This is a genomic window from Streptomyces sp. WAC 04229, from assembly GCF_003947455.1.
Lineage (GTDB): Bacteria > Actinomycetota > Actinomycetes > Streptomycetales > Streptomycetaceae > Streptomyces.
Window position 1 is genome coordinate 1 of the sequence record NZ_QHJH01000200.1, and the last position, 13,121, is coordinate 13,121.

11 protein-coding genes are annotated in these 13,121 nt (G+C 69.6%); 3 read left to right on the forward strand and 8 right to left on the reverse strand.

Annotation, left to right across the window (positions count from 1 at the left end):
• The coding region (locus DMH12_RS39295; protein ID WP_185832680.1) for a hypothetical protein at positions 1 to 429 on the forward strand (429 nt) is incomplete at its 5' end.
• Between the two features lie 58 nt (positions 430 to 487).
• Here the strand turns inward: DMH12_RS39295 and clpB are convergent.
• Positions 488 to 3,088, reverse strand: coding sequence for an ATP-dependent chaperone ClpB (clpB, locus tag DMH12_RS32300; RefSeq protein ID WP_125494938.1), 2,601 nt, complete (start codon positions 3,086 to 3,088; stop codon positions 488 to 490).
• Positions 3,089 to 3,345: 257 nt separating this feature from the next.
• Entirely contained in the window at positions 3,346 to 3,681 is a 336-nt protein-coding gene (locus DMH12_RS32305) for a hypothetical protein (protein ID WP_125494939.1), read from the reverse strand.
• Between the two features lie 461 nt (positions 3,682 to 4,142).
• On the opposite strand from DMH12_RS32305, the gene DMH12_RS32315 reads away from it, so the two are divergent.
• Positions 4,143 to 5,024: a helix-turn-helix transcriptional regulator gene (locus tag DMH12_RS32315; protein ID WP_399189591.1), complete on the forward strand. Its 882-nt coding sequence runs from the start codon at positions 4,143 to 4,145 to the stop codon at positions 5,022 to 5,024.
• Positions 5,021 to 6,004 (forward strand): helix-turn-helix transcriptional regulator, encoded by a 984-nt coding sequence (locus DMH12_RS32320; RefSeq protein WP_125494942.1) that lies wholly within the window; start codon positions 5,021 to 5,023, stop codon positions 6,002 to 6,004. The genes DMH12_RS32315 and DMH12_RS32320 overlap by 4 nt, the downstream gene beginning before the upstream one ends.
• Here the strand turns inward: DMH12_RS32320 and DMH12_RS32325 are convergent.
• From DMH12_RS32325 to dnaK, 6 genes are all read right to left on the reverse strand, one after another.
• Positions 5,967 to 7,004, reverse strand: coding sequence for a helix-turn-helix transcriptional regulator (locus DMH12_RS32325; protein ID WP_125494943.1), 1,038 nt, complete (start codon positions 7,002 to 7,004; stop codon positions 5,967 to 5,969). The genes DMH12_RS32320 and DMH12_RS32325 overlap by 38 nt on opposite strands.
• Positions 7,005 to 7,154: 150 nt before the next feature.
• Positions 7,155 to 8,273, reverse strand: coding sequence for a substrate-binding domain-containing protein (locus tag DMH12_RS32330; protein ID WP_125494944.1), 1,119 nt, complete (start codon positions 8,271 to 8,273; stop codon positions 7,155 to 7,157).
• Positions 8,274 to 8,513: 240 nt separating this feature from the next.
• Positions 8,514 to 8,969, reverse strand: coding sequence for a heat shock protein transcriptional repressor HspR (locus DMH12_RS32335; protein ID WP_125494945.1), 456 nt, complete (start codon positions 8,967 to 8,969; stop codon positions 8,514 to 8,516).
• 5 nt (positions 8,970 to 8,974) lie between these two features.
• Positions 8,975 to 10,171 carry a molecular chaperone DnaJ gene (gene dnaJ, locus DMH12_RS32340; protein ID WP_125494946.1) on the reverse strand — a complete coding sequence of 399 codons (1,197 nt, stop codon included), beginning with the start codon at positions 10,169 to 10,171 and terminating at the stop codon, positions 8,975 to 8,977.
• 36 nt (positions 10,172 to 10,207) lie between these two features.
• Complete coding sequence (gene grpE, locus DMH12_RS32345) at positions 10,208 to 10,885, reverse strand: nucleotide exchange factor GrpE (RefSeq protein WP_125494947.1); 678 nt, start codon at positions 10,883 to 10,885, stop codon at positions 10,208 to 10,210.
• The gene (gene dnaK / locus DMH12_RS32350) at positions 10,882 to 12,741 is read right to left on the reverse strand and encodes a molecular chaperone DnaK (RefSeq protein ID WP_125494948.1); all 1,860 of its coding nucleotides are present in this window, start codon (positions 12,739 to 12,741) and stop codon (positions 10,882 to 10,884) included. The genes grpE and dnaK overlap by 4 nt, the downstream gene beginning before the upstream one ends.
• Positions 12,742 to 13,121: the final 380 nt, after the last annotated feature.

Below are 13,121 nucleotides of genomic sequence, written 5' to 3' on the forward strand. Positions count from 1 at the left end.
CCCCTCCTCATCGCCCTCGTGGGCTTCGTCTTCTCCGAGTCGGACGACCGGGACGAGGGCGGGCGGGACGAGGGCGGGCGGACGAGCGAGCAGGTTCCCTGCTCCGAGGCGCTGGCGTTCGGCGGAGCGGCCCTCCCGGCCGGCGCGCGGCCCACCGAGGCTTGCACGGTGCAGGGCTTCCAGGACATTCACTACAGCGCCGCCTTCCGCATGCCCCGCACGGGTGTCCAGGACTGGCTGATACACACCTATCCGGACGCCCCCGCGCCCGGCGCCGAGTCCTGCGTGGGCGCCGAAGCCGACCTGTGTCTGGACCTGGGCCGCGAGCAGGGGCTGCCGCCGGGCGTGGACGCGCACGCCGTGCAGGTGCGGGTGGCGCACGAGGACGCCGGGACGGCGCTGGTGCGGTTCACGGCGTTCACGCTGTGACACACGGCGGCCCGCCACCCACCCGGGGTGACGGGCCGCCGACGCCTCCACGGCGCCCTCAGAGCGTCTTGCCCTCCGTCGCCGGTCCGACGATCAGATCGTCGCCGAACCGGTCCACGCGGACGGCGTCGCCGTCCTTGATCTCGCCGGACAGGATCTCCCGGGCCAGCCGGTCGCCGATCGCCGTCTGGACGAGGCGGCGCAGCGGGCGGGCACCGTACGCCGGGTCGTTGCCCTCCTCCGCCAGCCAGGCCAGGGCCTCGTCGGTGATCTCCAGGGTGAGGCGGCGCTCGGCGAGGCGCCGGGACAGGCCCTCGATCTGGAGCCGCGCGATCCGGCCCAGCTCCTCCTTGCTGAGCGCCGAGAAGACCACGAGGTCGTCGAGCCGGTTGAGGAACTCCGGCTTGAACGAGCTGCGGACCACCTCCAGCACCTGCTGCTTCTTCTCCGCCTCGCCGGTGGTCGGGTCGACCAGGTACTGGCTGCCCAGGTTGGAGGTGAGGACCAGGATGGTGTTGCGGAAGTCGACGGTGCGGCCCTGCCCGTCGGTGAGGCGCCCGTCGTCGAGCACCTGGAGCAGGATGTCGAAGACCTCGGGATGCGCCTTCTCCACCTCGTCCAGGAGCACGACGGTGTACGGCCGCCGCCGCACCGCCTCCGTCAGCTGGCCGCCCTCCTCGTACCCGACGTATCCGGGCGGGGCGCCCACGAGCCGGGCGACGCTGTGCTTCTCGCTGTACTCGCTCATGTCGATGCGGACCATGGCCCGCTCGTCGTCGAAGAGGAAGTCGGCGAGCGCCTTGGCCAGCTCGGTCTTGCCGACGCCGGTGGGGCCGAGGAAGAGGAACGACCCGGTCGGCCGGTCGGGGTCGGCGATCCCGGCCCTGCTGCGCCGTACGGCGTCGGACACGGCCCGTACGGCCTCGCTCTGCCCGATGAGCCGCTTGCCCAGCTCGTCCTCCATGCGCAGCAACTTCTGCGTCTCGCCCTCGAGGAGCCGCCCGGCCGGGATGCCGGTCCAGGAGGCGACCACGTCGGCGATGTCGTCGGCGCCGACCTCCTCCTTGACCATGGTGTCCTTGGCGACCTCCTCCTCGGCCTCGGAGGCGGCCTCCAGGTCGCGCTCCAGGGTCGGGATCTCGCCGTACAGCAGCTTGCTGGCGGTGTCGAAGTCACCGTCGCGCTGGGCCCGTTCCGCCTGCCCGCGCAGTTCGTCGAGCTTCTCCTTCAGCTCGCCGACCCGGTTGAGGGACTGCTTCTCCTTCTCCCAGCGGGCGTTGAGGCCGCGCAGCTCCTCCTCCTTGTCGGCGAGGTCGCGGCGCAGCCGCTCCAGGCGCTCCAGCGAGGCGGCGTCGGTCTCCTTCCCGATCGCCAGCTCCTCCATCTTCAGCCGGTCGACGGCGCGCTGGAGTTCGTCGATCTCGACGGGCGAGGAGTCGATCTCCATGCGCAGCCGCGAGGCGGCCTCGTCGACGAGGTCGATGGCCTTGTCGGGCAGGAACCTGGAGGTGATGTACCGGTCGGACAGGCTCGCGGCGGCCACCAGGGCGCTGTCCGCGATCTGCACCTTGTGGTGGGCCTCGTAGCGCCCCTTGAGCCCGCGCAGGATCGCGATGGAGTCCTCGACGGTCGGCTCGGCGACGAGCACCTGCTGGAAGCGCCTTTCGAGGGCGGGGTCCTTCTCGATCCGCTCCCGGTACTCGTCCAGCGTGGTGGCGCCCACCATGCGCAGCTCGCCGCGCGCGAGCATGGGCTTGAGCATGTTCCCGGCGTCCATGGCGGAGTCCCCGCCGGCCCCGGCCCCCACGACGGTGTGCAACTCGTCGATGAAGGTGATGATCTGCCCGTCCGAGTCCTTGATCTCGGCGAGCACCGTCTTCAGCCGCTCCTCGAACTCGCCCCGGTACTTGGCCCCGGCCACCATGGCGCCCAGGTCCAGCGCCACCAGCCGCTTGTCCTTCAGCGACTCGGGCACGTCCCCCTTGACGATCCGCTGGGCGAGCCCTTCCACGACGGCGGTCTTGCCGACACCGGGCTCGCCGATGAGGACGGGGTTGTTCTTGGTGCGCCGGCTGAGCACCTGCACGACCCGGCGGATCTCCTGATCGCGCCCGATGACGGGGTCGAGCTTGCCCTCCCTGGCCGCCTCGGTGAAGTCGGTGCCGAACTTCTCCAGCGCCTTGTACTGACCCTCGGGGTCGGCGGTGGTCACGCGGCGTCCACCCCTCGCCTTGCGGAAGGCCTCCTGCAACTTCTTCGCACTGGCACCCTGCCCCTCCAGTACCTCACCGGTCGCGCCGCCCTTCGCGGCGATGCCGAGGAGCAGGTGCTCGGTGGAGAGGTACTCGTCCCCGAGTTCCTTGGCGCGTGCCTGGGCGTCGGCGACCACGGCGAGCATCTCACGGCTGGGTTGCGGCGGTGCGACCGTGGCCCCGGTCACGCTGGGCAGCCCGCCGACGATGCGCTCGGCGCCGGTCCGTACGGCGGCCAGGTCGGCCTCGACGGCGGCGAGCAGGTCGGTGATGTTCTCGTTGTCCTGCCCCTGGAGCAGGGCCAGCAGCAGGTGGGCGGGGGTGAGGTCGGCGTTCCCCTCGGTCACGGCCCGGCTGCTGGCCGCGTTGATGGCGTCCCGGCTCCGGTTGGTCAGCTCGGCGTCCACGTTCTGGCTCTCCTCCGTGTCTCCATGTCTCCCAGTGCTGACTCACACAACGTACACAAAGTTGAGTCTATTTCACTCAAGGGGTACCCGGAGACGCGGGAAACAGCCAGCCGAAGGCGCAGCCGGTACGGAGTGAGACGCGGGCAATGCGTGAAATCTCCCCATACATACGACAGCGGCGTCACCGTGTTCAGGTCACGGTGACGCCGCTGCCGGGGGGAAGCACCTGAGCGATTTGTTACGACGGGGGAATCGCGTCAGGCACTGCGGGGGGTGGCCGAGATGGTCCTGATGTCGGAGACCTCCGGCGGCGCGAGCCGGTGGTCCCGCTGGTCCAGGTTCACAAAGATCATTCCGTACCGGATGGCACAGCGCACTGGCTGCGGCGCCCCCCGAGGCCGCCGCAGACACCGGTACGCCCGCACGTCACCGTCCTCGTCCAGCGTGACGACGACCGGCTCGCCGAAGACGGTCACCATCAGGGAGTCACCGGGGTGGGGGATCGCGGTGACCAGGTCGATGAAGTGCCAGCCGGAGCGGTAGGCGGTGGCCATTTCTCGGCGGAAGGAGCGGTCGTCGGGTGGAGTCGTCATGTCGATCAGTCCCACTTACTGTCCGCCGGGAGACTGGCTACCCCGTCGCCGACCGCGGCGGCAGGCGCAATCTCGACCCCGACAACCGCCCCGTGCGCGTCGCCCTGCGCACCGGAGAGGCCAGTCAGAGCTCCGAAGGCCACAACGGCGGAGGCGGCGACGACAAGCACCGAGCGAAGCATTTTCTTACGCATAGTCGGCTTCGTCCTCACTTGAAGATCCCCTCTATCCCCCGTCGGATAAGACGATGGCTCATTCAGGCACGTCATGGCCACACAATCGGTGCATCATGTTCCTGCACGTTCAGGACCCTGGGGGGTGGAGAATTGACATCAAATGGGATTAAAGCGACACATCCCCATTCGGTCACCGAGCTCTGCGAGGACGGAAGCCGCCTCTACGCGGGTGCACTGCGAACAGGACGCATCCTGCGGGCGGATGCCGAGTCTGCTCCGTGCCTGATGGAGTTCGCGCTGCTTCATCCCGATCCCGATGACGCAAAATGGTTGCGCCCTGTGCCTCCGGCGATCGCTCTGGCCCGGCGGCTCAACCCCATCGAGCGCGAGATCACCGAGCATCGACGGCAGTCGATCGCACTCTCCGAAGTCTTCGAGCCGTTCATGGCCCTCGGCGTCCAGGACGCCGCCCCGACCCACTCCATCAGCGTGCTGGAGGGCCTGGACCGCATCAACTCGGCTCTTGACCTGGCGACGGCCCAGTGTCGGACCGAGATGCTCACCGTTCAGCCGAGTGGCAGCGCCCGCAGCGCCGAGAACCGCCTCCTGGAAGCGCTGGAGCGCGACAAGCCGCTGATCGAACGCGGGGTGAGCATCCGCACCCTCTATCAGCACACCGCGCGCTACAACCCCGAACGACTGGCCTACGTGGACCAGTTCGCGAACGGCAAGGTCGAGTACCGCACCATCGACGAACTCGTCGAACGCCTCATCATCTGCGACGAGGCCGTGGCCTTCATCCCCATCCGGGACGACCGCCAGGTCGCCCTGGAGATCCGCCACCCGGGTCTCGTCCGCTACCTGATCAAGGTGTTCGAGTTCATCTGGGGCCGAGCAGTCCCGCTGACCGCGGGAGCCCCTTACGAAACGGCCCCCGACGGCATCACCAACATCCAGCACTCGATCGCCAAGCTCCTGGTCGAGGGCCATGTGGACGAGGCGATAGCCCGCCGTCTCGGTATGAACGTGCGCACCTGCCGAGCACACATCGCGAAACTGGCGACGGTGCTCGGCAGCGGCAGCCGTGCCCAACTCGGCTACCTCATAGCCCAGTCGGGGATCCTGGAGCAGGATTCCCCGAGTCTGGGAGGAGAGAACCGCTCATGACGGACGAGACGCACCAGCACGGGGAAGAGGAACTGTGCGGGGCGGGCCTCGATCTCTACTCGCGGGCACTGCGCGAGGGCCATGTGTCCAGCGTCGCGGCCACAACGGCGCCCTGCCTCATCGACATCGGGCTCCTGCACCCGGCCGTAGACGACCTGAACCGGCTGGAGCCTGTCTCACCGACGGTCGCCCTCCAACGGCTGCTGCGCGCCTCGGAGGACCGCATCGCCGACGAGCGACGACGCGGTCAGCGCATCGCCGACACCTTCGAGCCCCTCATACGCGTCGGCACGCACGCCGCGACGAGCGAGAACACCCCGGCGCTCCGAATCCTAGGCAGCAAGGAGCGGGCGGGTCAGGCCATCGAGGAGGCCATGGGTGAGGGCCGGCAAGAGTTGCTCGCGATCCAGCCTCACGACCCTAGCGTCACCCAGCGCCCGTACATCCTCGAAGGGGCCATGAAGCGCGATCAGGCCTTCCTGGACCAGGGCGCCCGCATCCGTGCGCTGTACCAGCACACCGTGCGGTACGCCCCGTACACACGCGCTCGCTACGAACAGCTCACCGGCGACGTGGAGGCCCGCAGCTTAGACGAGATCACCGAGCGCCTCATCATCGTCGACCGCACCGTCGCCTTCATCCCCGCCAGCGCCGACCGCACCCTCGCCCTCGAAGTCCGCCACCCCGCCCTCATCGCCTACTTCGTCAACACCTTCGACCGCCTCTGGCGCCTCGCCACCCCCATGCACCCCCAAGCCGTCGAGCAGCCCACCCTCAACGGCATCACCCCCCGCCAACACGCCATAGCCGCCCTCCTCGTCGAGGGCCACACGGACAACGTCATCGCAGAGCGCCTCGGCATGAACGTCCGCACCGCCCGCGTCCACATCGCCAAACTCGCCGCCACCCTCGGCAGCGAGAGCCGGGCTCAGCTCGGGTATCTCATCGGGCGCTCGGGGATTCTTGACCGGGAAGGATGACGGGGGCGGGGGCGCCCTGTGTGGAGCCGTCCAGGCCCGCCTGGGCGATGCGGACGCCCAACTGCGTGCGGCTCGCCGCGCCCAGGGTCTCCGAGAGGCGGGCGATGTGCGCGCGGGCCGTGCGGACGCTTATGCCCAGCCGTTCCGCGATGACCGCGTCCTGGTGGCCCTCCGCCAGCAGCGCCGCGATGGACTGCTCGCGGTGCGAGATGCCCTCGATGCCGGTGTCGGGGAGGGCGGCCGTGAGGGGGATCGCCAGGCGCCAGAGGCGTTCGAAGACCGTGACCAGGTAGGAGACCAGCGCGGGGTGGCGCAGTTCGAGGGCCATCGTGCGGTCGGTGTTGGCCGGGATGAAGGCGACCGTGCGGTCGAAGAGGATGAGGCGGTCGATGACCTCGTCCAGCGTGCGGGCCTCCACCGCGTCGCCCATCAACTCGAGGTAGTTGAGGAGGCCCTGGCCGTGCCGGGCCACGTGCGTGTACAGGTCCCGCATCCGCACCCCGCGCCCGCGCAGCGCCAGCGCCCGGTGCAGCCCCTCGGAGAGTTCCGCCTCGCGCCGGATGCCGCCGGGTTGCACGGTCAGGACCTCCGTCGTGCACGCCTGCGTCGCCTCGTCCATGGCGGCCTGGATGCGGGCCAGCCCGTCGAGGACCCGGATCGCCGAACTCTCCGCCCCGGCGGAGGCGTGGATGAGCCGGCCGAGCCCCGCGTACCACTCGAAGGCCTCCACCGCCGAGCCCACCCGCCGCTGACTCGCGCTGACCTCGTCGTGGACCCCGCGCAGCAGCCGCGTCATGACCTCCTGCGGGGAGGTCGGCACCAGCCAGTCCATGTCGTCGGGGTCGGGGTGCAGCAGGGCGAGTTCGAGGAGGCAGGGGACCGGTTCGGCGTCCTGGCGCGGCACCCGGCCGCGTCGTACGGCCCGGGAGTACACACGGTCCCCGGCCGCGCACAGCCGGTCGGCACCGTGCGGATGCTCCTGAGCCCCGTGCCCGGCCATCGCCCATCCCACCCCCGGTTCCGGCTCCTCCGCAGCGCAACTATGCGCGGCCGGGACCGGCTCCGCAACACGGCTCGACCGGGGACGCGGGAGAGAAAGTACCGGTTGCGCAGGGTATGACCGGGGCATGGAACCAAGCCCGCACTGCGACTACTTCTTCAGCCCGATCTCCGCGCAGGCGTCCGCGAACTTCGCCGTGCAGATGTCGCTGACCTTGTAGAAGCTGTCCGCGATGACCGTCTCGTCGATGTTGCCCTGGGTGAGGGCGACGACGGGGACGAGCTGGGCGGGGATGCCCTTGTGGGTGGGGCTGTCGACCTTGTCGCGCGCCAGTGCGTCGAACTGGATGTCCCGGCCCTGGACCCGCGCCACGGCCATCTCCGCGGCGTTCTCGGCCTCCTGCGGGTAGGACTTGTAGACGCTCATGTACTGCTCGCCGGTGACGATCCGCTGCACCGCGGCGAGTTCCGCGTCCTGGCCGGTGATCGGCGGCAGGTCGGTGACGCCCGCGTCCTCCAGGGCCTTGATGATGCCGCCCGCCATGCCGTCGTTGGCGGAGTAGACGCCCGCGATGTTGTTCTTGCCGACCTTCTCGATCGCCTCGATCATGTTCGCCTCGGCGTTCTCCGGCTTCCAGTCCTTGGTGTCGAAGGACTGGGCGATCGTCACCTTGCCGTTCAGCTCGGACATCGCGCCGGCCTTGAACTGCTTGGCGTTCGGGTCGGTGGGCGAGCCGTTCATCATGACGATCTTGTCGGAGCTGTCCGCGCCGCCGAGCGCGTCGAGGAGGGAGCGGCCCTGCACCTCGCCGACCAGCTCGTTGTCGAAGGAGATGTAGGCGTCGATCGGGCCCTCGGCCAGCCGGTCGTAGGCGATGACCGGGATGCCGGCGTCCTTGGCCTTCTGCACGCTGTTCCCGATGGACTGCGAGTCGACCGCGTCCAGCACGATGACGTCGACCTCGTCGTCGATCATCTGCTGCATCTGCTCGGCCTGCTTCGACGCGCTCGCCTCGGCGTTGGCGTACTTGACGTTGCCCGCGTCGTTGGTGAGCTCGCCGACCTTGGCCTTGAAGAAGGGGTAGTCGAACTGCTCGTAGCGCGTGTTCGCCTTCTCCGGCAGCAGCAGGCCGACGGTGATGTCGTTGCCCTTGGTCGGGCTCGCCTCGCCACTGCTGTCCGAGGCGCCCAGGACGCCGCAGGAGGCCAGCGAGAACGTCATCAGGGACGCGGCCACGGATATGGCGGTACGACGGGCACGGCTGCTCACTGCGCTTACCTTCCGAACACACGGGTGTTGTCGGTGACCCGGGTGGGCCCCGGTGGTCCAGGTCCGGGTGACCCTGGTGACCCAGGTGACTCCTGTGGAGGAAGCCAACGCTGTCTTCACCAAATCGTCAAGAAGTACTAGACCAATGAGACAGCACCGTTGTGAACAAGCCCCGGAGGTCCGGTCGGACCTCCGGGGCTGTCGATGCCGTTCACCCTTGTGCCGTCTGCCGACCCGGGGTCAGTCCGAGGACTGTCCGTGCCGCTTGGGACGCCACACGACCAGGGCGCTGGTCTGCTGTACCTCTTGGTAAGGGACCAGGTCACGGCGGTACGACGCGTGCACCGCCGCCTCGCGCTGGCGCATCGCCGTCGCCGCCCCGTCGAGGGCGTCGGCCATCTCCGCCACGCGGGCCTGGAGCGCGGCGACCTGGTTCTCCAGTTCGATGATGCGCTTGATTCCGGCCAGGTTGATGCCCTCGTCCTGCGACAGCTGCTGCACCTGGCGGAGCAGCTCGATGTCACGGGCCGAGTAGCGCCGGCCGCGCCCGGCCGTGCGGTCCGGGGAGACCAGGCCGAGGCGGTCGTACTGGCGCAGGGTCTGCGGGTGCAGACCGGAGAGCTGGGCCGCCACCGAGATGACGTAGACCGGGGTCTCCTCGGTCAGTTCATACGGGTTGCGTCGACGACCGTCCATCCCCATCAAGCTCCCTTCGCGGCCTGGAACAACTCCGCCCGCGGATCCTCGTCCGCGGTCGCCTCGCGATACGCCTCCAGCGCGTCACGAGCCTTCCCCGTCAGGTCCTTCGGAACACTCACCTCGACGGTGACCAGGAGGTCGCCCCGGCTGCCGTCCTTGCGGACCGCGCCCTTGCCGCGGGCCCGCATGGTGCGCCCGTTGGGCGTGCCCGGCGGAAGCTTCAGCGTGACGGGCGGACCCCCCAGGGTCGGCACCCGGACCTCTCCGCCCAGGGCGGCCTCGGCGTAGGTGACCGGGACGGTGACCGTGAGGTTGTCGCCCCTGCGGCCGAAGACGGAGTGCTCCTTGACGTGCACGACCACGTAGAGGTCGCCCGCCGGTCCGCCCCGCTCGCCCGGCGTGCCCTTGCCGCGCAGCCGGATGCGCTGCCCGTCGGACACCCCGGCCGGGATGCGGACCTGCATCGTCCGCGAGGACTTGGCGCGTCCGGAGCCCTTGCAGACGTCGCAGGGGTCCTCGGCGATCAGGCCGCGGCCCTTGCAGTCCGGGCACGGGTCGGTGAGCGAGAAGCCGCCGCCGGAGCCCCGCGCGACCTGCCCGGTGCCGACGCAGGTCGGGCACACGCGCGGTGTGCCGTTCTTGTCGCCGGTGCCCGAACAGGCCTTGCAGGGCGCCTGCGAGGACATCCGCAGCGGCACCGTGGCGCCCTCGATGGCCTCCGTGAAGCTCAGCGTGACCTCGGACTCGATGTCCTGGCCGCGCCGCGGCTGGGTCCGTGTGCCGGTGCCGGGACCGCCGCCGGTGCGGTTGAACAGACCGCCGAAGACGTCCCCGAGGCCGCCGCCGAAGCCGCCGGCGCCCCCCTGGCCCCCGCCCTGGGCGCCGCCTCCGAAGAGGTCGCCCAGGTCGAAGTTGAAGGTGCCGCCGCCGCCCGCGCCCGGCCCCGGGCGGAAACCGCCGTTGCCGAAGAGGGCGCGGGCCTCGTCGTACTCCTTGCGCTTCTTGGGGTCACCGAGGATGTCGTTGGCCTCGGAGATCTCCTTGAAGCGCTCCTCGGCCCTGACGTTCCCCTTGTTGGCGTCCGGGTGGTTCTCGCGGGCGAGCTTCCGGTACGCCTTCTTGATCTCGGCCTCGGTGGCGTCCTTGGGGACGCCGAGGACCTTGTAGTAGTCCTTCTCGATGAAGTCCTTGGTGCTCATCCCCGACGTCCCTCCTTCCCGCTTCGCCTACTGACGTCAGCCCTCCTCCGGGCCACCGTTCTCCTTGTTCTCCGCGGCGTCGGAGCCGTCCTTGGCCTCGCTGCTCTCCTCGGCCGGCTTGACGGTCTGCGCGCCGGGCTGCGGCTCGGCGACGGCCACCCGCGCGGGGCGGATGGTGCGCTCGCCGATCCGGTACCCGGGCTGCAGGATCGCCACGCAGGTCGTCTCGGTGACGTCCGGTGCGTAGGAGTGCATCAGGGCCTCGTGGATCGTCGGGTCGAAGGGCTCGCCCTCCTTGCCGAACTGCTGGAGGCCCATCTTGGCGATGACCGTCTCCAGCGACTCCGCGACGGACTTGAAGCCACCGACCAGCTCCCCGTGTTCCCGGGCGCGGCCGATGTCGTCCAGCATCGGGAGCAGTTCGGTCAGGAGGTTGGCGACGGCGACCTCCTTGACCGCGACGCGGTCCCGCTCCACGCGGCGGCGGTAGTTCTGGTACTCGGCCTGGAGCCGCTGGAGGTCCGCCGTGCGCTCGTTGAGCGCGGTGCGCACCTGGTCCAGCTGGGCCACCAGGCCCGCGTTCTCGCTCGCGTCCCCGGCCGGGGCCGCGCCCTCCTCCGAAGAGGGGGCGGCGGCCTTCGGCTCGGCGTCGTCAGGGCTGGCGCCGGAGGGGACGTCGGGCTTCTCGTCGAAGCCCGGGGTCTCCTCCGTCACGCGGCACCGTCCTTGCGCTCGTCGTCCACGATCTCGGCGTCGACGACGTCGTCGTCGGCCTTGTCGCCGTCACCGGCGGTGGCACCGGCGTCCGGGGCCTCGCCGCCGGCGGCCTGCGCGCCCTGGGCGTCGGCGTACATGGCCTGGCCCAGCTTCTGCGAGACGGCGGCGACCTTCTCCGTGGCCGTGCGGATCTCGGCGGTGTCCTCGCCCTTGAGCTTCTCCTTCAGCTCGGCGACGGACTCCTCGACCTCGGTCTTGATCTCGCCGGGGACCTTGTCCTCGTTGTCCTTGAGGAACTTCTCCGTCTGGTAGACGAGCTGCTCGCCCTGGTTGCGGGACTCGGCGGCCTCGCGGCGGGCGTGGTCCTCCTCCGCGTACTTCTCGGCCTCCTGGCGCATGCGGTCGACCTCGTCCTTCGGCAGCGAGGAGCCGCCGGTGACGGTCATCTTCTGCTCCTTGCCCGTGCCCAGGTCCTTGGCGGTCACGTGCATGATGCCGTTGGCGTCGATGTCGAAGGCGACCTCGATCTGCGGGACGCCGCGGGGCGCCGGCGGCAGACCGGTCAGCTCGAACATCCCGAGCTTCTTGTTGTACGCCGCGATCTCGCGCTCGCCCTGGTAGACCTGGATCTGCACGGAGGGCTGGTTGTCCTCGGCGGTGGTGAAGATCTCCGAACGCTTCGTCGGGATCGTCGTGTTCCGCTCGATCAGCTTGGTCATGATGCCGCCCTTGGTCTCGATGCCGAGGGACAGCGGGGTGACGTCGAGGAGCAGGACGTCCTTGACCTCGCCCTTGAGGACACCGGCCTGCAGGGCGGCGCCGATGGCGACGACCTCGTCCGGGTTGACGCCCTTGTTGGCGTCCTTGCCGCCGGTCAGCTCCTTGACCAGCTCGGCGACGGCCGGCATACGGGTCGAGCCGCCGACGAGGACGACGTGGTCGATCTCGGACAGCTGGATGCCGGCGTCCTTGATGACGTTGTGGAACGGCGTCTTGCAGCGCTCCAGCAGGTCGGCCGAGAGCTGCTGGAACTGCGCCCGGGTGAGCTTCTCGTCCAGGTGCAGCGGGCCCTCGGCGGAGGCCGTGATGTAGGGCAGGTTGATCGAGGTCTCGGTGGACGAGGACAGCTCGATCTTGGCCTTCTCGGCGGCCTCGCGGAGGCGCTGGAGGGCCATCTTGTCCTTGGACAGGTCCACGCCGTGACCGGCCTGGAACTGCTTCACCAGGTAGTCGACGACGCGCTGGTCCCAGTCGTCACCACCGAGGTGGTTGTCACCGTTGGTGGCCTTCACCTCGACGACGCCGTCGCCGATCTCGAGCAGCGAGACGTCGAAGGTGCCGCCACCGAGGTCGAAGACGAGGATGATCTGCTCGTCCTTGTCGAGGCCGTACGCCAGCGCGGCGGCGGTCGGCTCGTTGACGATGCGCAGGACGTTCAGGCCCGCGATCTCGCCGGCCTCCTTGGTGGCCTGGCGCTCGGCGTCGTTGAAGTACGCCGGGACGGTGATGACCGCGTCGGTCACCTTCTCGCCCAGGTAGGACTCGGCGTCCCGCTTCAGCTTCTGCAGCACGAAGGCGCTGATCTGCTGCGGGTTGAAGTCCTTGCCGTCCAGGTTGATCTTCCAGTCGGTGCCCATGTGGCGCTTGACCGACCGGATGGTCCTGTCGACGTTCGTGACCGCCTGGCGCTTGGCCACCTCGCCGACCAGCACCTCACCGTTCTTGGCGAAGGCGACGACGGACGGCGTGGTCCTGGCGCCCTCGGCGTTGGTGATGACGGTGGGCTCGCCGCCCTCCAGAACGCTGACGACGGAATTAGTCGTGCCCAGGTCGATGCCGACCGCACGTGCCATGGTGAATAACCTCCAGCTGACTTGAGTGGAACAGGCTCAAGTGTGCATGACGGCCTCCGTGCGGTCAACAGAGGTGAGTCGGGCCGACTCAACTCTTATCCGTTCCTTACACGCAACGGAGCGCTGACCTGCGCTTCTTCGGCCCGTCTGGCCTGACGAACCGGGAAAATCGACCCCCGGGAGGATGCACCCCTAGGGGCTCCGATCGCCTCGGGAGGCGGCTGGGACTCCGTACGCGGCCGCCGCACCCGCGCCTGCGGCCGAGCGGACACCGGCCCCTCCGCCTGCGCCCGGACCCGGGGCCGGCCGGCCACCTGTCCCGGCACCCCTGCCGCCCATGCCCCGCCCCGCGGCCCGTACACCCGCGCCCGCAGCAGTCC

Bases quoted from the DNA above. Each gene is read 5' to 3' on its own strand.
- DMH12_RS32305 (WP_125494939.1), bottom strand. From the start codon at position 3,681: ATGACGACTCCACCCGACGACCGCTCCTTCCGCCGAGAAATGGCCACC.
- DMH12_RS32315 (WP_399189591.1), top strand. From the start codon at position 4,143: ATGGAGTTCGCGCTGCTTCATCCCGATCCCGATGACGCAAAATGGTTG.
- DMH12_RS32320 (WP_125494942.1), top strand. From the start codon at position 5,021: ATGACGGACGAGACGCACCAGCACGGGGAAGAGGAACTGTGCGGGGCG.
- DMH12_RS32325 (WP_125494943.1), bottom strand. From the start codon at position 7,004: ATGGCCGGGCACGGGGCTCAGGAGCATCCGCACGGTGCCGACCGGCTG.
- DMH12_RS32335 (WP_125494945.1), bottom strand. From the start codon at position 8,969: ATGGACGGTCGTCGACGCAACCCGTATGAACTGACCGAGGAGACCCCG.
- dnaJ (WP_125494946.1), bottom strand. From the start codon at position 10,171: ATGAGCACCAAGGACTTCATCGAGAAGGACTACTACAAGGTCCTCGGC.
- dnaK (WP_125494948.1), bottom strand. From the start codon at position 12,741: ATGGCACGTGCGGTCGGCATCGACCTGGGCACGACTAATTCCGTCGTC.